Below are 20,424 nucleotides of genomic sequence, written 5' to 3'. Positions count from 1 at the left end.
GCGCCGGAAAATGGAGGTAACATTACCGAGAGGTCATAACGAAGACCGGGGCGGCGCGTTTTGGAACCGGAAACAGTCGTCTTCCCGAAATCTCTGACCCGCACCGGAAGTGAGGCAGCCCATGCCATCCGAACAGATCGTCATGCTCCCTACCGATCTGCATCTGCTCTCCGTAGCGGCAGAGATGTTCCCCTTCGTCAAGACGGGAGGGCTGGGCGATGTGGCGGCCTCCCTCCCTAATGCGCTGCGTCATCACGGTGTCCGGACACGCACGCTCCTGCCCGGTTATCCGGCTGTCCTCTCTGCCATGACCGACCGCACCGAAGCCCATGTGTTCGAGGATATGCTCGGCTACAGGGTCACGCTCTGGGAAGGCATCGCCCAGGGTCATCACCTCTATGCCATAGAGGTCCCGGAATTGTACGAACGCGCGGGCGGCCCCTATCTGGGCCCGGATGGACGCGACTGGCCCGATAACGACATGCGCTTCGCCGTTCTCTCGCGGGTTGCGGCCTGCATAGCCCAGGGATGTCTCGCCCGGGGAAGCACCGCCGGCTGGCGTCCCGATGCGGTGATGACCCATGACTGGCAGGCAGGCCTCGTGGCCGCCTATCTGCATTACGACGACAATCCCGGGGACAGGCCCGCGCCGCCTGTCGCGCATGTCATACACAACATGGCCTTCCAGGGCCTCTTTCCGCGGGAGATCCTGTCACGCATCGGGCTGCCGGATCGCGCCTTCACCATGGAGGGCGTCGAGTATTACGGCAAAATCGGCTATATGAAGGCCGCCCTCCAGCTTGCGGATCGTCTGATCACCGTCTCGCCGACCTATGCGGAAGAGATCCAGACTCCGGAAAACGGGATGGGGCTGGAGGGGCTGCTACAGGCCAGATCATCCGTGCTCACGGGCATTCTCAACGGAATCGATATCCAGGACTGGAACCCGATGACGGATCGGGCCGTCATCTTTCCCTATCCGATCGGCGACATCGCGGGACGCCGCGCCAACAAGCGCGTCTTCCAGGCGGAATTCGGCCTGCCCCAGACGGCCGATACGATGCTTCTGGGCATCGTCAGCCGTCTGACCCGACAGAAAGGCGTCGATCTCCTCGCCGATATCGCACCGCGCCTGTTCCAGTCGAACATCCAGCTCGCTGTCGTTGGCGTCGGCGATGCCGATATCATGCAGCGCCTGCGTGGCTTGCAGCTCGCCTATCCGCGCAATCTCGTCTGCCATCTGCGCTATGACGAGACCCTCGGTCATCGCCTTCATTCGGCGGTCGACGCCTCGCTCATCCCCTCGCGCTTCGAACCCTGCGGTCTCACCCAGCTTCACGCCCTGCGTTACGGCTCCGTTCCGATTGCGGCACGGGTGGGCGGTCTGACGGATACGATCGTGCATGCCAATACAGCCGCGATCGAGGAGGGAGTCGCCAATGGCGTCCTCTTTTCCCCGACGGAGGGCGATGCGCTGTATCGCGCGATAAGACAGGCGCAGAGACTTTTCCAGCAGAGATCGGTCTGGGCGAGACTGCAGCGCAACGGCTCCCTGCACGATGTTTCATGGCATGGCAAAGCCGGACATTACGCGCGCCTGCTCTACAGGATGGCAGGGCGCAGCGCTGGCAAGGGCGATTTCGATGAGGGAATGGCGCCGCGCCTGAGCGATACGGGCTCGGGAACTGCGCCCGCCTCTCCGCTCGCACGGACGGCGAGAATGCCCCAGAGCCGACCGCGCAACCCCGGGCTGGGACGGACGGATTTTCCGCGTTTCGGCACACATGCCTGATCTCGCCTTCCGGTGCCGATCCTGGCTCCGGAAGACCTCTTTCTGCCCTGACCTGCCGCCTTCCCCGGGAATTGCCCTGCCATGAGCGATCGCGAAACGACGCCCGATACAATGTCCGACACGGCGCCCGACAGGGCGCCCAATACGGCACACGACATGAAACACGAGAAGACAGCCACCGCCTCGCCCGCCCCCCTGACCGCCCCCCTGGCCGACCGGGCCGCGATGGATGCGATCGTGGAGGGGCGCATGCACGATCCCTTTTCCTTTCTGGGGCGCCATCGGGCGGGCCGCGGATGCGTTGTCCGCGTCTTCTACCCCGACGCCGTGGAGGTCCGGCTCGTGGTTCCGCGCAAGGGCAAGCCGCCGCTCGAACGCGCGATGCAATGCATCGACCCGCGCGGCATCTACGAGGCTCCGATAAGCCTCCAGTCGAAACAGTACAGCCTGCGTATCCTCTGGGCGGATGGCTGGCAGGAAACGCACGATCCCTACAGTTTCGGCACGTTGATCGGCGATCTCGACCTCTATCTGTTCACCCAGGGGAATCATCGCGACATCGATCGCATCATGGGCGCGCATCTGGGCGAGATGGACGGCGTGTCGGGCGTCCGGTTCTCTGTCTGGGCACCCAACGCCCACAGGGTTGCCGTGATCGGGGATTTCAACATCTGGGACGGGCGCCGTCATCCCATGCGCCTGCGTCACGGGGCCGGTATATGGGAGCTCTTCGTTCCCGGTATCGGCTCGGGCGAACGCTACAAATTCGAGATCATGGCAATGGATGGGACGACCCTTCCCGCCAAGGCCGATCCTTATGCCCGCTTTGCCGAGCTTCCTCCGGCCACCGCCTCGATCGTCGCCCCTCCGCTCGAACATGCCTGGCAGGATTCGGACTGGATGGACAGACGCGGTGCGGCCCAGGCCCCGGATGCGCCGCTCTCGATCTACGAGTTGCACGTCCCCTCATGGAGGCGGGAGAACGGAGGGACCGGCTATACGAGCTGGAACCGTCTGGGCGACGAGCTCATCCCTTACGTCGTCGCGCTCGGGTTTACGCATATCGAGCTCATGCCGGTGACGGAATATCCCTATTCCGGCTCATGGGGGTATCAGCCGCTCAGCATGTATGCCCCGACCTCCCGCCATGGAACGCCCGCCGAGTTCGCTCGCTTCGTGGATCGCTGTCATCAGGCGGGTATCGGCGTCATCATGGACTGGGTCCCTGCCCATTTTCCGTCCGATCCTCACGGTCTGGCGCGGTTCGACGGCACGCATCTCTACGAACATGCCGACCCGACAGAAGGATATCATCAGGACTGGCATACGCTGATCTATAATTTCGGCCGCACGGAAGTCAGGAATTTCCTGACCGGCAGCGCACTCTACTGGCTGAGAACCTTCCATATCGACGCGCTGCGGGTCGATGCGGTCGCCTCCATGCTCTATCGCGACTACAGCCGCAAGGAGGGGGAATGGCGCCCCAATATCCATGGCGGGCGCGAGAATCTGGAGGCGGTCAGTTTCCTGCAGGAATTATCGGCCATCCTGCGCGATTACTGTCAGGATGCGGCTCTGATCGCGGAGGAATCGACTGCCTGGCCGGGCGTGACCCGTCCGCCCGAGACCGGGGGGCTGGGATTCCGTTTCAAGTGGAACATGGGCTGGATGCACGACACGCTGCGCTACATGCAGCACGATCCGCTCTGGCGGCGTCATCATGCGTCCGACATCACCTTCGGCATGGTCTATGCCTATACCGAGCGCTTCATCCTGCCGCTCTCCCATGACGAGGTGGTCCATGGCAAGGGGTCTCTCCTTTCGCGCATGCCCGGCGATGACTGGCAGCGTCATGCCAATCTGCGTCTTTATCTGGCGCTGATGTGGGCCTATCCGGGCAAGAAGCTCCTCTTCATGGGCGGCGAGCTCGCCCAGTGGGAGGAATGGGACAACGACCGCGAACTCGCCTGGCACCGCCTCGACGACCCGCTCGGTCGCGGGGTGCATGACACTGTAGGCCGGCTGAATGCGCTCTATCGCGCCCATCCTGCCCTTCATCGACGCGACTTCGATCATGACGGCTTTCGCTGGGTCATCGCGGACGACACGGAAAATACCGTCTTCGCCTGGATCAGACAGGCCCCGGAATCCGCACCCGTTCTCATCGTGGCCAATATGACGCCGGTCGTCCGTCACGACTATCGTATCGGCGTTCCCTGGGGCGGCATGTGGCATGAGCGTCTGAACACGGACGATCGCGCATTCGGCGGATCGGGCGTGTCCAGCGGACACGCCCTCCATACATGGCAGGAAGGCGCGCATGGCATGGACCACTCCCTCGTACTGACGCTCCCGCCGCTTGCAGTTCTCTACCTGTCGCCCGACGCCGGATGATGCGCCGACCAGACCGCGCGCATCGTCCTTCTTCTCACGCCCATACCCGCCCTGTCGCTCCTGCTTTCACGCCTCCTCACCTCACGCATCCCGGCTTTACGCCCTCTTGTCTTCAGGCCCCGGAAAGGCACCGCTCATGAGCTCCCATGTCTTCCAGACCCGGTTCGGCACCATGCCCCAGAGCGACGGAACCACACGGTTCTCGCTATGGGCCCCGTCCTGCGAGACCGTCGCACTGGAGGTGGAGGATGCGCCTCCCCTTGCCATGCAACGCGATGCCGAAGGCGTATTCACCTGTGTGACGTCCTGCCCCACAGGCGCACGCTATCGCTATCGCGTTCGCCCGGATCTCGCCGTACCCGACCCTGCCAGTCGCGACCAGCCCGAAGGCGTACACGGCCCGAGCGTCGTGACGGACGGCTCCCGCTACGCATGGCGCAGTGAAGGCTGGCTCGGACGCCCGTGGTGCGAAGCGGTGATCTACGAGCTTCATGCAGGCGTGCTCGGCGGGTTCGAAGGCATTGCCAACAGGCTGGACGAGCTTCTGGCGCTCGGCATCACCGCAATCGAGATCATGCCGATCAACAGTTTCGGCGGGTCCCGGAACTGGGGTTATGACGGTGTCCTGCCCTATGCGCCGAGCTGCGCCTATGGCGATCCGGACAGTCTGCGCGCCCTGATCGATACAGCCCATGAGAAAGGCATGATGGTCCTGCTGGACGTGGTGTACAATCATTTCGGGCCGGACGGCAATTTCCTCCCCGTCTACGCGGAGGCCTTCTTCGACAGCGAGAACAATTCGAGCTGGGGCACCGGCATCGCCTTCTCCAATCCGCAGGTGGCCGATTTCTTCATCGACAACGTCCTCTACTGGCTGATGGAATTCCGCTTCGATGGCGTCCGGATCGATGCAGCCTCCGCCATTAAGGATCACGCCTGGTTCGGCAAGCTTCTCGAACGCACCCGGGCGGTGGTCGAACCGGGGCGGCACGTGCATCTGATCCTTGAAAACGAGAACAACGACGCCGGATTGCTGCGGGACGGGTTCACGGCCCAATGGAACGATGACGGCCATAATGTGCTTCATGTCCTCCTGACGGGCGAGAGCGAAGGCTATTACGGGATGTTCTCGGAAAACCCGACCCGGATCCTCGCACGGGTCCTGCAGGAAGGCTTTGCCTATCAGGGGGAGATCAACCCGTATTCCGGCAGGAAACGGGGTATGCCGAGCGGCGATCTGCCAGCCTCGAAATTCGTGCTTTTCCTCCAGAACCACGACCAGACGGGCAACAGGGCGTTCGGCGAGCGTCTCATTACCCTCGCAGATCCCGGGGCCCTTCATGCGGCCTATGCCCTCCTCCTGCTCAGCCCCATGATCCCCATGCTGTTCATGGGAGAGGAATGGGGATGCCGCTCTCCGTTCCTTTTTTTCTGCGACTTCCATGACGCGCTCGCCGACGCAGTGCGCGAGGGCAGACGCAAGGAATTCGCGACATTCGAAGCGTTCAAGAACCCGGAAAAACGCGCGACGATCCCCGATCCGAACGCGCTTTCGACATTCGATGCCTCCCGGCCCGATCGCGAGGAGAGAAACGCGATAGACGGTCGTATCTGGCTCGAGCGGACGCATACCCTGCTTGCGTTGCGCAAGAGATTCCTGATGCCCCGTCTTTCCGGCGCCCATAGCCTCGGCGCCTCGGTGATCGGCGACCGGTCCGTCCTTGCCCGGTGGAAACTCGACGACGGCGCGATCCTCTCCATCGCTCTCAATCTCTCCGACAAGGATACCTGCCGGATTTCGGAACCCCCGATGCTGCTCTATAGTTCTGCAGCGCGACGGACGGTAGAAGAGCTGCCGCCCGGCAGTCTCGTCGCCGGACTGGAGTGACCCGCATGACCCCTCTTCCCCTCTGCGCGACGCTGCGCCTGCAATTTCATCGCGATTTCACCTTTGACGACACAATGCCGCTCCTGCCCTACTTCCGCAGGCTTGGCATCACCCATCTCTATGCCTCGCCGCTTCTCGCCTCCACGCCCGGGTCGATGCATGGCTACGATACGGTCGATTGTCATCGCATCGATCCCGACCGGGGCGGAGAGGATGGCCTGCGCCGCCTCGTGGCGGCACTGCGAGAGAACGGCATGGGCCTCATTCTCGATATCGTCCCCAATCACATGGGTGTGGGGCCTGCCAATGGCTGGTGGATGGACGTGCTGAGCAAGGGCAGGCAAAGCCCCTTCGCCCGGCATTTCGATATCGACTGGTCGCCTGACGATCCGGGCCTGCAGGACAAGGTGCTCCTGCCCTTTCTCGGTGCGCCGCTGGCCGATCTCCTGCAGGAAAATGCGATAAGGCTGATCCGCAACCGGGATTCCGGTGCGCTCGAACTCCGCTACGGCGATCATGTCTTTCCGCTCTCCGAGGCGAGCCGGGCAGATATCGACGCGCAACTCGGCCAGGAGGCCGACGCGGCGACGCTGAGCGCGCATTACGATACAACCGACAAGAAGGGACGCGCCCGCTTTCTCGCCCTGCTCGATGCGCAGCATTACCGGCTGGTCTGGTGGCGCGTGGCGGGAGATCTCGTCAACTGGCGGCGTTTCTTCGATGTCACATCCCTCGTTGCCCTGCGCATGGATCGGCGCGACGTCTTCGAGGATGCCCATAAACTCGTTTTCGATCTCTATCGCGACGGCCTGATCGACGGCATCAGGGTGGACCATGTCGACGGGCTTGCGCGTCCCGCGGAATATTGCACGCGTCTTCGCGCGCGTCTGACCGCCCTCGCCCGCGAGCGCCCCGAAGGGCTGAGACAGGAAGCACCGTTCTACATCGAGAAAATCCTGGAGGGTGACGAGATCCTGCCTCTGGAATGGCCGGTCACGGGGACGACCGGCTATGATTTTCTCGATCAGGTGGATCTCCTGTTCCACCATCCCGATGGCGAAACGCCGCTCACGGAACTCTGGGCCGGTCTTTCTCCCGATTGTTTCGAAACGGAGAAACGCCGGGCACGCGAGGAGAAGCTCGAGACCGCCTTCTACAACGCGTTTCATACCCTTGCGGCACGCATCTGTTCCGTTTTCCCGCGCGAACAGGACCTGACCGCCCATGCCTGCGCGACGGCGCTCGGCGCGCTCCTGCGTGTCTTTCCCGTCTATCGCAGCTATTTCGCCGATGGCGGCGATTCAGGAGCCGATTTCCGGGCGATCGACCGGGGACGACGCGCGGCCTCTCCGCTGCTGTCGCCGGCTTTGCGCGGCGTACTCGACCGGATCTGTCAGTATCTTGCCGATGCTCGCATCGATACGGCGGAGCGGCAGGACATACTCGAGCGTTTCGAACATCTCACCGCTCCGCTTACCGCAAAGGCGGGGGAGGATACGGCTTTCTATCGCTATGCGCGGCTGCTCTCCCGTAACGATGTCGGTTGCGATCCAGCGGTGTTTTCCGCGTCGGTCGGCCATTTTCACGAGAAAAACAGGGCGCGTCTGGCGAGCCACCCCGATGCGATGCTCACGACCGCGACCCATGATCACAAACGGGGCGAAGACGGACGCGCACGCCTTGCGGTTCTCAGCGAACCGGCTGCCGACTGGCCGGAAACGGCCCGACGCTGGATCGCCGGGAGCACGGAATATCCTGCCTCACCGGCGAACGGAGGGGGTCTCGGTGCGAGACCCGTTCCCGCCGATATCTATTTCATTCTCCAGACGCTCGTCTCGGCATGGCCGCTCCTGCCCGCGGATCGCGCCTCCCTCCCCGACCGGCTGGATGCCTATCTGACCAAAGCCCTGCGGGAAGCCGGCCTGAGAACGAGCTGGGCGGATCCGGACGAAACCTACGAGGCCGCCTGTCTCGCTCTTGCACGCGGCCTTTGCGCCGGAGCGATGGGGGAAGATATCGCCCGTTATGTGGAGCGGATCGGCGCGGCCGCCGCCCTGAACGGCCTTTCCCAGACCCTGTTGCGGTTCACGAGCCCGGGCGTTCCCGATCTCTATCAGGGCAGGGAGAACTGGGATTTCAGTCTCGTCGATCCTGATAACCGTCGCCCTGTCGATTACGCGGCATGCGAGTCCATGCTCCGCGCAGGATCGTCCTTCGCCGAAAGCGGCGCCGACTGGAAAAACGGACGCATCAAACAGGCACTCATACAGACCGTGCTCGCCCTCAGGGCCGACGATCCAGCCCTCTTCTCTCGTGGCGATTACAGAGCCATCGAGGTGTCAGGGCCGCTCGGAGCGCATCTCGTCGCCTTCCGGCGAGATCTGGAAGGGCGCTCCTGCGTCGTCGTCGCACCGCGTCTCATGATGGCCCTCGCGCCTGACGAGGCCTTGCGCACCCGGCACGAAGGCTGGCACGACACGGCGCTTCCCTGCGACGGCGCATGGCGCAGTCTGCTCCATCCGGTAGCAACCGACGAGGGGACCCGGCTCTCTCTGTCTCATCTCGACGGCCGCATTCCACTCGATATCCTCGTCAGGAAACCCTGACGCGGCGCGCCGGAAAGCACCGACCGAGCCTGGGTGCCCGATCGGCGCGCTTGCAGGGCACGTTACAGCAGTTTTTGTTTCGTGGCCGTTCTTTTCGTTATGGGTTACCGAACGAAAAATACGCGGAAGGGATCCGGTCCGAAAGGCAACCGCCTACTCAAGAAAACGTTACGACTTTTCATCGGAGAGGTCGCACGTGCATATTCTTCATATTGCCTTGGGCGGCTGTCTTCGCGCCCCACCTGTCTCCTACGGACTGACACCCGATACGGGTGGCCATATCGCCTATGTACTCGAAGCCGCCCGGGCCCAGGCATGTCAGCCGGGGGTCGAGCATGTCACGATACTCACCCGCAGGTTCCACGACCCTGCTCTGGGCAGCATTCATGACACCATGCATGAACCCGTCACCGCAAAGCTGTCCATTCTCCGCCTCGGCCCCGGGAACAACCCCTATCGCGAGAAAGATGCAGCCTGCCTCGATGTGCCCGATCTGACCCGTCGTCTTCTCGCCTATATGAAGCAACGGGCGTGCCGGTTCGACGCGATCCATGCCCATTTCGCCGATGCAGCCCAGCTTGCCCTCGGGGTCCGTGCGGTCGTGCCGGTTCCCGTCTTCTACACGCCCCATGCATTCGGTCTCGACAAGCTTCTTTGCGGCGCCCCCCGGAATGCTGCGCTTTATCGTCGCATCGCCCGGGAGCGCCATGCGCTCACTCACGCCGATGGCGTCATCGTCTCGACACGCGACGAGGCCGAATGCCAGATTCCACGTTATGACAGCCCCGATGTCACGACGCGACTGCGCCTGATCGCCCCCGGGGCGCCGACGCTCGACCCCGCCCCGGCCTCCCATGGCGCCCGCTTCCTCGCCCCCTTCCTCGCCAAACCCGGAAAACCGCTGATCCTTGCGATTGCCCGCCCGGTCGAAAAGAAAAACCTGCTCCATCTGGCCCGTTGCTATGCCCGGTCTCCCCAGCTTCGGGCGAGGGCCAATCTCGTGATTCTGGCGGGTCAGCATATCGGCCTCAGGGAGGGATCGGAGGAGGCTCGTGTCATCTCCGGGTTGTGCGACCTGCGCCGGACATACGGGATGGAGGATTGCATGGCGCTGCCTCCGGCTCATGACAATGCCGATGTGGCCGGGCTCTACCGTTACGCGGCAAGGAGCAAAGGGGTGTTCGTCAACCCGGCCTTGCATGAGCCTTTCGGTCTGACCCTGCTCGAGGCTGCGGCCGTCGGTCTGCCCGTGATCGCGACCGACCGCGGCGGCCCCATCGATATTCTCGCCGGAACCGGCCATGGTCTCACGGTTTCCCCGGACGACGCTCCGGCACTGACCGAGGCGCTTTCGCAAATCCTCGCATCTCCCCGCCTGTGGCACGGGTTTTCCCGTGCGGCCCGTGAGAGGGCCGGTCTTTTCGGATGGCAGAGCTATGGCGCGGAGAGCCTCGCCTTCTATCGCAGCAGATCCCCTGTCTCCGGCCGCACCGTTACCGGAGCGCGCTCATCGACCGATCCGCTGCCTATGCGATCGTATTCCGATCCGGCGCCTCGTCCGCCGTCCGGCACGCTGCCCTCCGATGTGACCGGGTCCCGCCTCTGCCTGCCCGCCATCGTCGGGGCGGAGATCGGCGCATGATGCGCCCGATCGGATATTTCGTTCATCATCAGGGGCGTGGCCATGCGGAACGCTGTCTCGCTCTGATCGGGGCGCTCCCCCAGTCGCGCCCGGTCCGTATCTTCTGCGCGCGCGATACGCTCTTCCCCGTGCTTCCTCCCCAGGCTACCCTGACCGTGCTTCCCTCGCTTTTCGAGCCAACGGGCCATGAAGCGCCGGGACTTGCGGATCAGCCGACACCGAGCAGCCTGCATTGCGCGCCTCTCGGCTGGCCCGGCATACGCCTTGCCATGGGCATGATCGCAGGGTGGTTCTCCGACGCCGATCCGGCTCTGATGATCTGCGACGTCTCGGCCGAGATCGCCCAGCTCTGCCGCATATGCAGCGTTCCGCATGTGAAAATTCTCCAGCATGGCGACCGGAGCGATGACGGCCATCGTCTTGCCTATGAAGGCGCTGTCGGGCTTCTGGCTCCCTTTTCCGCCAGACTCGCCCAGCCGGAATGGAGCGATGCCATGCTGGCGAAAACCTGTTTCGCAGGGGGGCTCGGGCGCAGCGACACCATACCGGAACGCGAGGTGGCGCGTCGGCGTATCGGCGTGGCCGAAGGGCGCGAGATGATACTCGTCATGTCCGGCGGCGGCGGCAGCGGCTTCGCCCAGGCGCCTCTGGCGGTGGGCGCCCGACAGCGCAGCGCGGCGCAATGGGTTACGATCGGCACCGTCGAGCGCGACTGGCATGCCACCGAGCCCGGCAATATCGATCATCGCGGCTGGGTCGGTAACGTTGCCGATTACATCGCGGCCGCGGACTGCATCATTGCGAGCACCGGAAACACGACGTGCCAGCAGATTCTCGCTGCCGGAAAGCCGTGGCTTGCCGTTCCCGAATGGCGCTATTTCGACGAACAGCACCGCAAGGCGGAATGCCTTGCCGCGGCGGGTCTCGCCGTGCGCAGGCCTCATCTTCCCGCCTCGGCCCAGGCCTGGGACCGCGCGCTCGGCGAAACCTATGCACGCCACGACCCGGCGCGCCAGCGCGCTGCCATCGATGACAGACCGGCGGAGACCTGCGCCGACTGGCTCGAAGCGCTGATCGCCCGTCTGTGGCGCGACTCCCTCCCCATCAAGGAAAGAACCCCCTCGCGATGACGAGCCTGTCCGTCCTGACCCTGGCGCGCGGACGCGCCGCCCATCTCGCCAATCTCGTGCGCGGACTAAGCCGCCAGAGCGTCATGCCGGTGGAACTCATCGTCGTCGTCATGCAGGCGGAGGCCTATGACGCTCTGCCGGATGGGCCCTTTCCAATACGACAGATCGTGCTCGGGGATGTCGGTCTCTCCCTTTCCACCGCACGCAATCGCGCGGCTGCGGAAGCCAGGGGCGATTTTCTCGTCTTTCTCGATATCGACTGTATTCCCGGCCCCGACGCGCTGGACGATTATCGCGAGGCGCTTCTCTCCTTCGACGGCCTGCTCATGGGGGAGGTGATGTATCTGCCCAAGGGCGCCGCCGGGGACGACTGGCAGTATGATGGCTTCGAGGCGGTTTGCGTGCGTCATTCCGACAGGCGCGGGCCGCCCGCCTCGGGAATCGAAACCTGCAACGATTATCGCTGTTTCTGGTCGCTCAACTTCGCCATCCGGCGCGAGACGTTTCTCGCCTCGGGAGGATTCGACGAGCGGTTTACCGGATATGGCGGTGAGGATACCGATTACGCCAAGGGCTTCACCCTCGCCGGGGGGCGTCTCGCCTGGCTGAACGGCGCCAGGGTCTATCACCAGTACCACCCGCACCATATGCCCCCCGTCCACCATCTTCATTCTGTCGTGCGCAATGCGGAGATTTTCGAGGCCAAATGGGGCTACCGGACGATGGGGCACTGGCTCCATGCCTTCAGTCTCATGGGGCTGATCGACAACAGCCCCGAACGCAGGATCAGGATCCTGCGCGCGCCGAACGCCGATGATCTCGCACTGACATCGCAGCAGGCTCATCAGCCCTACGCCAACACGGCGTCGGTCATTCGCATTCTGGAGGCAGGCCGGCTGGAGGCACGCCGGGAGAATGCCGGGCCGTTGCCTCAGGCCGCCGAATGAGTTCCCGGCTACGCATCGCCCTTGTCGCGCATCCGCGTCATCCGATTGCCGAGCCGTTCAAGGGAGGGATGGAGGCGCACAGCTTTCATCTCGCCCGGGGCCTGATGGAACGGGGACATGACGTGACCCTGTTCGCCGCGGGCGACAGCGATACGCGCTTTGAAATCGACCCCCTGATGCCCGTGCATTACGACCGCGATTACCCCTGGGAGAACTTTCGCGCCGACCCCGTGCTCTACACGGTGCTGGACAAGGCCTTCGGCAGCGCCCGCCATCGCATCTTCTCGGGTCGTTACGATGTGGTGCACAACAATGCCCTGCATCGCTTCGTGCTCCAGAGCGCAAGAGAGAAGGCTCATCCCTGTGTTACGTCCCTGCATGTCCCTCCTTTCGATGCCTTGCATCATTTCGTGCGCGAAAGCCTCTGCCCGACCCATTGCATCACCGTCACCTCCCTGCGTCAGACACTGAGCTGGTGGCCGGAGGGACCGCCACAGGAAAGTGCGGTCCTGTATAACGGGATCGATCCCGCCCTCTGGCCTTTTGCCGAGAGGGGAGGCACGCATGGGCTCTGGTGCGGACGCATCACGCCGAACAAGGGGACGCATCTTGCCGTACAGGCTGCCATAAAGGCCGGAATCCCGCTCCGTATGTTCGGCTATCTCGAGCAGGAAGCGTATTTTTCCGAAGAGATCGCGCCGTTTCTTTCGGACAGGATCACCTATGGCGGGGTCGTTCCGGGTGCGGCTCTGGCGAAAGAGATGCGCGAGGCGGGCGTGTTGCTGTTCACCCCCTGCTGGGATGAGCCTTTCGGTCTCGTCGCCGTGGAAGCCATGGCCTCGGGGACACCGGTCGCCGCCTTCGACCGGGGCGCCACGCGCGAGATCGTGGGAGACGATGCCGGACGCTTTGCCCCGCCGGGGGATGTCGACGCTCTGGCAAAGGCGATGCAACAGGCCCTCCTCATCGATCGCCTCGTGCCGCGCAAACGGGTCGAAGCCTGTTTCACGCATGATCGCATGATCGATTCCTGCGAGGCGCTCTATGACCGCGTACGCCATGCCGCGCGCGCGGCCCGGGCATGAACGCGCGAGGTCGCAGCGCGTCATGACAGCGCCAACGCAGGAAGAGCCCTGAAAACCGGCGCGAAGCGGAACGAAGCATGACGGCCTGAAGAAGAATCGCATGGCCACGACCGGTCATCGGAAAGAGGTGTCGTTCTTCGGGATGAAGCAATCGTGCTTTGCCCGATACCCGTCTCTTCGGCTCAATATCGCCGATATGTTCATCAGAAACCATTTTTCCGGCATGGGCGCAGTCATCCGTCGCGCGCTGCCCATGCCCTGCATCTTCGCTTCGACCGGGAGGCGCGCGTCATGCGCGGTTTCCGGCAGCGTTTTCCGGCAGCGTCGTCACGACAATCGCCGCGCTCACGACCGGATCACGGTCCGTATCCGACTGGAGGCACCCATGACCCGCCCTGCATTCCTCCTTGCCGCCCTTGCCGGGACATCCGGTCTCGCCCTCGCGGTTGTGGCGCCCGATGCCCGGGCATCCTCCTGGCCCGACGATGCAGGCAAGGGGACGTGCGCGGTAACCCGACAGACGGACGTTCCCGCCCGGATGCGCGACGGTACCGTCTTGCGCGCCGATATCTATTCGCCCCGCACCGACAGGAAAGTGCCGGTCCTGCTGATGCGCACGCAATACGGCAAGGATGCCGCGCAGGTCGCTCCGTCCCGGTACCAGAGCCCCGCCTGGTTCGCCTCGCATTGCTATATCGTCGTGGTGCAGGACATCAGGGGTCAGGGAAAATCGGGCGGCACCTTCTACGAATACCGCCATGACCGGCTGGACGGCTATGACACCGTGGAATGGGCCGCGCGGCTTCCCGGGGCGGACGGACAGGTGGCGATGTACGGATCGTCCTATGTCGGTGCCACGCAATGGCTTGCCGCCACCGCGACGCCCCCTTCCCTCAAGGCCATCGTACCCTCGAACACGGGCGACGATTATTTCGACGGGTGGAGCTACGAGGACGGCGCATTCCGACTCGCATTCATCGAACCCTGGATGCTCGAGACCATCGCCGCCTCTGCCGCTGCCAACAGGGGAGACGACGCCCTGTCGAAACAGCTCTTCGCCGACGGAAAGAATGCCTCGGTCTGGCTGGGCTTTACGCCCTATGGACGCTTTCCTCCCCTTCATCCGGACGATCCGGATGTCGCTCCGTATTTCTACGACACCCTCGCCCATCCCGTTCGGGACGCGTACTGGGAAGCCTTCGAGATCCGGACGCATTACGACAAGGTCAAGATCCCCGTTCTCGCCTTCGACGGATGGTACGATTCGTTCCTGCAGGGAGCGATCAACAATTTCAACGGGATGCGCGTAGCCGGAGGCAGCGACATGGCCCGCCGGAACCAGCGCCTCGTGATCGGCCCGTGGGAGCATATCGGCTGGGGGCGTCCTGACTCTGTCGTCAGCCCGCGCCTCAAGGCGATCGGGTCTGTCGGAAACAGCCCCGTCAATATCCTCACGATCCGGTTTCTCGACCATGTGCTCAAGGGACAGGAAAACGGCTATCGCGACGGCCCAAGGGTCGATTATTTCACCATGGGCGAAAATCGCTGGCACAGCGCCGACGGTTTCCCCGTCCGGGGCACGCGCTATACGACCTGGTATCTCGGCAGCGCGGGTCGTGCCAATTCCTCCATGGGAGACGGGACCCTCTCCCGCTCGCCCGCGACCGGCGCTGCAAAGGATCGTTTCATCTACGATCCTGCCAATCCCGTTCCGAGCCTTGGCGGTCATTCCTGCTGCGCCTGGACGAGCGGGCCGCAGGGACAGTTCGACCAGTCCCCGATCGAGCAGAGACCCGACATCCTGGTATTCACGAGCGAGGCTCTGGCGAGACCGCTCAATGTGACCGGACCGATCACGGTCGATCTCTATGCGAGCACCGACGCCCCGGACACGGATTTCACCGCAAAGCTCGTCGATGTCGCGCCCGATGGCAGCGCGATCAATCTGAACAACGGCATCATCCGCGCATCGTACCGGGACTCGCTCGAGCATCCCACACCGGTCGAGCCCGGGAAGGTCTATCGCTACCGGATCAAGGTCTGGCCGACCTCGAACCTGTTTCTGGCCGGGCACCGGGTCCGCCTGGAAATCTCGTCCAGCGACTATCCCCAGTTCGCCCCGAACCCGAATACGGGCGCGCCGCTCGCCTCAGCGAAGGGGTACAGAAAGGCCGAGCAGATCATCTGGCACGACAAGGCGCATCCCTCTTCCGTCATCCTGCCCGAGCTTCCGGATGCAAGCGTCAGCGAGCCGCTCGATCACGCGCCCGAACTCTGAGCGGCCAGCCCCCGCTCCGCGCATTGCAACGATGCGGGGAACGGGGGCTGGACGATCTCAGGAAACGCTCATGTGATAGACAGCAAACATCGCCCAGAACAGGGTCGCGCCCAGCGCCCAGTAATTCGTGTGAAAATGATCCTGGAGATCGACCGTCGTGCCTGCGATCGCCCAGGCGAGACAGACATGAAAGAGCAGCAGACCGAGAACCATCGCACCCATGCGATAGCGAAGACGGCGCTGCGCTCTGATTTCCTCGACTTCCTTGATATCCGCAACGCTTGCGGCAGTATCAACGCTTTCCGCACTGATCGACATAATGGCACTCTCCCAAGGGGCGGGCCCGGCGGGGTCATCATCGCACGCCGTTCACGCCCGCATATCGAAGGCAACCGGCCAGCCTGCCGGGGGTTACCTTTCGTCAGGCCTCTGATTAGGGGATTGGCCTTCGATCCTGCAAGGCATTGTCTGGATGCGATGTCCAGACAATGAAAACAGTTCAGCAGATCGCCCTCATACCCCGTGCATCTATATCGGACAATTTTCTGATCTTCCTCATACAATCGTTCTTTTCTGCGCCAAGAGACTGTTTTGTCTCGTTATTTTGCTCTCTTTTTCGTGAACTCACATCTCTCATGTCCGGGCCTACACGATATCGGAAAATCCCATCGCCGGACGATATTCGAGGACCGAGCGCAGATTGGTCAGAGAGTCGCGCAGACCGTCGAGATCGGGCGCGCTGCCGAGGGCCATACGCACGGCGGGGGGCGGTTCTCCCGCCACAGTGAAAACGGAGCTCGGCACCAGAGCCAGACCCTGACGACGGGCAAATGCCACGAACTCCGTGCTTCCCCACCATTCCGGCAACGGCAGCCAGACATGGGGACTCGGCCCGCGATTGCCTGTTCCCTCGCCGAGAACCTGCCGGAGAACGACATGACGCTGCGCCAGCTCGTCCCTGATGCTGCGCAGACAATGCTGGGCAATGCCGGTCTCGATCCAGCGCGAAACCAGCGCGTCGAGCAATCCGGCCTTCGCCAGACAGATCGCACGGACACCGGAGGTGATACGTCGCGTCATCTCCGCCCCGGGCAGAACGAGATAGGCCGTGCGCAGGCCGGGGCTGAGAACCTTGGACATCGTCGCCACATGGATCACGCGCTGCGGGTCGAGCATGGCGAGTGGCGGCGGCGGCGCCTTGAGAAGAAAACTGTAGGGATCGTCTTCCACCACCGTCATCTGGTGGCGGCGGGCCACTGCAAGGATGGCCTCCCGCCGGGAAAGGGACCATGTGGCGGTTGTCGGATTCTGGAGACTGGGCGTGCAGTAGAGCACACGCGGGCGGTGACGGGCACAGAGATCGTCGAGGCTCTCGGGCAGCATTCCCTCGTCATCCGCCTCGGCGCCGATCAGGACGAGGCCGAACTGGGCCGCAATGGACCGGATACCGGGATAGGTGATCCGGTCCGTGACAATGGCCTCGCCGGGACTGAGCAACGAACTCATGATCGCGGCGAGACCCGCCTGCGCTCCGGGAACGAGCAGGATTTCGCTGGCGCGGCGGCGTCCGAGAAGGGGCATCAGCCACTGACCGCCGAGCTCACGATCATGCCGTGTGCCTCCGGTCACGCGATAGGACATGAGCGACTGCATGTCCTGCTGCCGGAAGATGGCCGCGAGTTCGCCCTGGATCATCGTCTGGAGCGAAGGGTCCTGCGGCAAGGGCGGCAGGTTCATCGTGAGGTCGACCACGCTGGCGCCGGACTGGCGCCAGGAGCCGTCTCCGGCGTTCAGCCGCACGAAAGTGCCGCGCCCGACCGTCGCATCCAGAAGGCCGCGCCGCTGGGCTTCGGTCACGGCGCGGGTGATCGTGCTCAGATTGGTACCGAGACGCGCTGCGATCTCGCGCTGGGGAGGCAGCTTCTCCCCCTCCTGCAGGTCGCCCTTGCGTATGGAACGGGCGATGGCCTCGACGAGCGCCAGATAAATGGCGCCCGTATCCCGGCCGAGCGCCGCCTTCCATTCCTCCAGATAGGGGGCATCCGCCATGGGTCGCGTCCTCGTTTCCGACAGGTCCCCCGACTGGGCAGGGGAGATGTCCCGTCATCGACGATCGGACGCCGTCACGCAATATCGCAGCCTGCACGAGGGCGGGGTCTGTGGCAGCGATAGCGGCGGCGGCGGATACCGGTCCCGGATATCGGCGGTGGCTTTCGGCTGTACGGATCGCTCGGAGCAAATTCATCGAACGGTCACACACGCCGCGCGCCGAATCCTCTATCGAGGCGCCGTGCCGCGGCACATCCTCCTGAACCCTTTTTCCGCGGCAGTCTTTCCGGATCCACCACCGGGAAATCTGCCGGGCTTTTCCCCTCTGAGCCTTCCCTCCTCCGGGAGCGCTTTTCCCGCCGGAAAGCATCTGCCGGAGGACCATCGCCTGGACTGCTTCTGCGCGCCTGTCCCGCCATTCTCTAGGAAACGGAGCCTCATCATGGAAACCCGGAGCCAGCACACGTCACAAAACCGGCAGAACGCCGCACACGCCTCTGCGCGACACGCGCCCTCCCGGCGTGCTTCATCTCAGGGAGCGCCTCTGGCCGCCTCTCTGGCCACCTCTCTGCCCGCCCCTGCGGCGCCCGCGCCGACAGCCCCGTCCGACCGGTGGCGGCAGACCCTCGTTGCCGCATGGCGGGAGCATCGCCTGACCACGATCTCGCTTCAGTCCCGACGCGGTCTTTCCGCCCCTCCGGCCAGCCCTCTGGACGAAGACGTGCTTCACGAGGATGATCAGACCTGATCCACCCGGGTTCTTCCGGCACCGGGAAAACCTGACCGGCGCCGGAAAAAGAGACCGCAACCAGAGGCAGAGCCGTTCCCCGTCATGTTTCGTCCGCATTGTGCCCGCTTTCCGCTCACCCTCGGCTCTCTCGCTCTGGGCTATCTTGCTCTGGGCTCTCTTGCTCTGGGCGCTCTCGCTTTGGGCTTTCCGGCTCTGACACCGGCTTTCGCCGCCGCGCCGACACGAACGCCGATCAAGCATCTCGTCGTCATTTTCGACGAGAACGTCTCTTTCGATCATTATTTCGCCACCTATCCGCAGGCGGCGAATCCAGAAGGCGAACCCGTTTTCCTTCCCGCGCTCGGCACTCCGGCCGCAAACACGCTTCTGCGGTCCAATCTGCTCCGGACGAACCCCAATACCAACCCGGCGAACGGACCGGATGCCGCACTCCCGTTCCGTCTCGACCGGAGCCAGGCGAGCACGGCGGACCAGAATCACGGCTATACGGCCGAGCAACTCGCCTATCATGGCGGGAAAGCCGATCTCTTCCCGCTCCATACGGGAAACGGATCGCCGGGCGGCGTCGGCGCCTTTGCCACGCGCGGCCAGGTCATGGGCTATTATGACGGCAATACGGTTACGGCACTCTGGCGCTATGCCCAGCGCTTCGCCATGAGCGATAACAGCTTTACGGACACCTACGGCCCCTCCACCCCGGGCGCGATCGAAATCGTTTCCGGTCAGACGAACGGCCTGCACATCAAGGCCTCGAGCCAGAAGAACGCGACGCGCGACGCCCCGTCTCCCTTCATCGCCGACGGACAGGGCGGGCTGACCATGATCAACGATATCGATCCCGCGGGCGATGTCTGCTCGCTCCCCGGTGAACAGGTCTGGATGGAAGGGCGCAATATCGGCGACCTTCTGACAGCCCGGGGCGTGAGCTGGGGCGGTTTCATGGCCGGGTTCGACCTCTCCCGCCACAACCCCAACGGATCGACGGGATGCCAGCGCGCCACCTATTCTCCGGTCGTCGCGCAGACGATTGTGGACTACATCGCGCATCACAACTGGTTCCAGTATTACCCGAGCACGGCCAATCCGCAGCATTTGCGCCCCTCCGGCGTCGCCGCGATCGGCCAGACCACCGGAATCGACGGCAAAACCAGGGACCCGGCGAACCACCAGTACGATCTGGAGGATTTCTTCGCCGCGACCCGGGCGGGCCATATGCCTGCCGTATCCTTCCTCAAGCTTCCTGCCTATCAGGATGCGCATGCAGGTTATTCGGATCCTCTGGACGAGCAGGAGGGGGTCGTCAGGCTCGTCAATTTCATCCAGTCGCGGCCCGAGTGGAAAGATACGGCCATCATCGTCGCCTATGACGATTCGGACGGATGGTACGATCATGCCTTCGTGACTCCCGATCACAGCTCGCGCGATGCCGAGGCAGATCAGCTCGACGCTCCGGGCATCTGCGGCGCCCATCCGGCACCTGCGGGCCTGAAAGGCAAGCCGGTCAACGGACGGTGCGGGCCCGGCACCCGCACGCCGCTTCTGGTGATCTCGCCCTGGGCGCGGCGCAACGCCATCGACCATACGCTCCTGACCCAGAGCTCGGTTCTGCGATTCATCGAAAACAACTGGCTTGAGGGCACCCGGATCGGTGGCGGCTCCTTCGATGCGGATGCGCATGATCTGGACGGATTGTTCGACTTCGATGCGCCGCCCCGGACCGAGCCACTCTATCTCGACCCGAAGGATGGCGCCATTCTGGGCAAGGCGCCCGACAATCCCTGAGCCTTACTGCCCTGAAGGAAAGGCGCGTCGGCTTACAGAGCGGAACAGGGGACCGGTCCGGGGGCCGGACACGTCTTGGG

The 20,424-nt window shown here is 63.7% G+C and carries 13 protein-coding genes; 11 read left to right on the top strand and 2 right to left on the bottom strand.

Features of this window, described 5'->3' with window-relative positions; all coding sequences use genetic code 11:
• The first annotated feature begins 121 nt into the window (after window positions 1-121).
• The 9 genes from glgA to SSA02_RS01305 all read left to right on the top strand — a co-directional run bounded on the left by glgA (window position 122) and on the right by SSA02_RS01305 (window position 15,762).
• Window positions 122-1,792: a glycogen synthase GlgA gene (glgA, locus tag SSA02_RS01345; RefSeq protein ID WP_147092129.1), complete on the top strand. Its 1,671-nt coding sequence runs from the start codon at window positions 122-124 to the stop codon at window positions 1,790-1,792.
• A 225-nt stretch (window positions 1,793-2,017) separates the two neighbouring features.
• Window positions 2,018-4,186 carry a 1,4-alpha-glucan branching protein GlgB gene (gene glgB, locus SSA02_RS01340; protein WP_186807661.1) on the top strand — a complete coding sequence of 723 codons (2,169 nt, stop codon included), beginning with the start codon at window positions 2,018-2,020 and terminating at the stop codon, window positions 4,184-4,186.
• 136 nt (window positions 4,187-4,322) lie between these two features.
• The gene (gene treZ, locus SSA02_RS01335; RefSeq protein ID WP_147092128.1) at window positions 4,323-6,074 is read left to right on the top strand and encodes a malto-oligosyltrehalose trehalohydrolase; all 1,752 of its coding nucleotides are present in this window, start codon (window positions 4,323-4,325) and stop codon (window positions 6,072-6,074) included.
• A 5-nt stretch (window positions 6,075-6,079) separates the two neighbouring features.
• On the top strand, window positions 6,080-8,680 hold the full coding sequence (gene treY, locus SSA02_RS01330) for a malto-oligosyltrehalose synthase (protein WP_147092127.1): 2,601 nt from the start codon (window positions 6,080-6,082) through the stop codon (window positions 8,678-8,680).
• A 196-nt stretch (window positions 8,681-8,876) separates the two neighbouring features.
• A complete protein-coding gene (locus SSA02_RS01325) occupies window positions 8,877-10,322 on the top strand; it encodes a glycosyltransferase (RefSeq protein WP_147092126.1) in 1,446 nt (481 codons plus the stop codon).
• Window positions 10,319-11,452: a glycosyltransferase family protein gene (locus SSA02_RS01320; RefSeq protein ID WP_147092125.1), complete on the top strand. Its 1,134-nt coding sequence runs from the start codon at window positions 10,319-10,321 to the stop codon at window positions 11,450-11,452. Before SSA02_RS01325 ends, SSA02_RS01320 begins: the two co-directional genes overlap by 4 nt.
• Window positions 11,449-12,399: a galactosyltransferase-related protein gene (locus SSA02_RS01315; RefSeq protein WP_147092124.1), complete on the top strand. Its 951-nt coding sequence runs from the start codon at window positions 11,449-11,451 to the stop codon at window positions 12,397-12,399. The genes SSA02_RS01320 and SSA02_RS01315 overlap by 4 nt, the downstream gene beginning before the upstream one ends.
• Window positions 12,396-13,484, top strand: a complete 1,089-nt coding sequence (locus SSA02_RS01310) for a glycosyltransferase (protein ID WP_222591045.1) — start codon at window positions 12,396-12,398, stop codon at window positions 13,482-13,484. Before SSA02_RS01315 ends, SSA02_RS01310 begins: the two co-directional genes overlap by 4 nt.
• A 100-nt stretch (window positions 13,485-13,584) precedes the next feature.
• On the top strand, window positions 13,585-15,762 hold the full coding sequence (locus tag SSA02_RS01305; RefSeq protein ID WP_246103546.1) for a CocE/NonD family hydrolase: 2,178 nt from the start codon (window positions 13,585-13,587) through the stop codon (window positions 15,760-15,762).
• A gap of 57 nt (window positions 15,763-15,819) precedes the next feature.
• Here the strand turns inward: SSA02_RS01305 and SSA02_RS01300 are convergent, their stop codons facing one another.
• Together SSA02_RS01300 and SSA02_RS01295 are read right to left on the bottom strand one after the other, a co-directional pair.
• Entirely contained in the window at window positions 15,820-16,080 is a 261-nt protein-coding gene (locus SSA02_RS01300; protein ID WP_147092123.1) for a hypothetical protein, read from the bottom strand.
• Between the two features lie 327 nt (window positions 16,081-16,407).
• The gene (locus tag SSA02_RS01295) at window positions 16,408-17,811 is read right to left on the bottom strand and encodes an aminotransferase-like domain-containing protein (RefSeq protein ID WP_147092122.1); all 1,404 of its coding nucleotides are present in this window, start codon (window positions 17,809-17,811) and stop codon (window positions 16,408-16,410) included.
• A 442-nt stretch (window positions 17,812-18,253) separates the two neighbouring features.
• Here SSA02_RS01295 and SSA02_RS01290 point away from each other — a divergent pair, with 442 nt between their 5' ends.
• Window positions 18,254-18,559, top strand: a complete 306-nt coding sequence (locus tag SSA02_RS01290) for a hypothetical protein (protein WP_147092121.1) — start codon at window positions 18,254-18,256, stop codon at window positions 18,557-18,559.
• An 84-nt stretch (window positions 18,560-18,643) separates the two neighbouring features.
• A complete protein-coding gene (locus SSA02_RS01285) occupies window positions 18,644-20,344 on the top strand; it encodes a phospholipase C (protein ID WP_147092120.1) in 1,701 nt (566 codons plus the stop codon).
• The last annotated feature ends 80 nt before the right edge of the window (window positions 20,345-20,424 follow it).

The sequence above is a fragment of the Swaminathania salitolerans genome (genome assembly GCF_007988945.1).
GTDB lineage: Bacteria > Pseudomonadota > Alphaproteobacteria > Acetobacterales > Acetobacteraceae > Swaminathania > Swaminathania salitolerans.
Note: the sequence above shows the minus strand (reverse complement) of the source record. Positions and strands in the feature narration are given on the sequence as shown.

Excerpts from the sequence above, each read along its gene's own strand:
- glgB (WP_186807661.1), top strand. The coding sequence starts at position 2,018 with ATGGATGCGATCGTGGAGGGGCGCATGCACGATCCCTTTTCCTTTCTG.
- SSA02_RS01295 (WP_147092122.1), bottom strand. The coding sequence starts at position 17,811 with ATGGCGGATGCCCCCTATCTGGAGGAATGGAAGGCGGCGCTCGGCCGG.
- SSA02_RS01305 (WP_246103546.1), top strand. The coding sequence starts at position 13,585 with ATGGCCACGACCGGTCATCGGAAAGAGGTGTCGTTCTTCGGGATGAAG.
- SSA02_RS01290 (WP_147092121.1), top strand. The coding sequence starts at position 18,254 with ATGGAAACCCGGAGCCAGCACACGTCACAAAACCGGCAGAACGCCGCA.
- SSA02_RS01320 (WP_147092125.1), top strand. The coding sequence starts at position 10,319 with ATGATGCGCCCGATCGGATATTTCGTTCATCATCAGGGGCGTGGCCAT.
- SSA02_RS01300 (WP_147092123.1), bottom strand. The coding sequence starts at position 16,080 with ATGTCGATCAGTGCGGAAAGCGTTGATACTGCCGCAAGCGTTGCGGAT.
- SSA02_RS01310 (WP_222591045.1), top strand. The coding sequence starts at position 12,396 with ATGAGTTCCCGGCTACGCATCGCCCTTGTCGCGCATCCGCGTCATCCG.
- treZ (WP_147092128.1), top strand. The coding sequence starts at position 4,323 with ATGAGCTCCCATGTCTTCCAGACCCGGTTCGGCACCATGCCCCAGAGC.
- SSA02_RS01285 (WP_147092120.1), top strand. The coding sequence starts at position 18,644 with ATGTTTCGTCCGCATTGTGCCCGCTTTCCGCTCACCCTCGGCTCTCTC.
- glgA (WP_147092129.1), top strand. The coding sequence starts at position 122 with ATGCCATCCGAACAGATCGTCATGCTCCCTACCGATCTGCATCTGCTC.
- SSA02_RS01315 (WP_147092124.1), top strand. The coding sequence starts at position 11,449 with ATGACGAGCCTGTCCGTCCTGACCCTGGCGCGCGGACGCGCCGCCCAT.
- treY (WP_147092127.1), top strand. The coding sequence starts at position 6,080 with ATGACCCCTCTTCCCCTCTGCGCGACGCTGCGCCTGCAATTTCATCGC.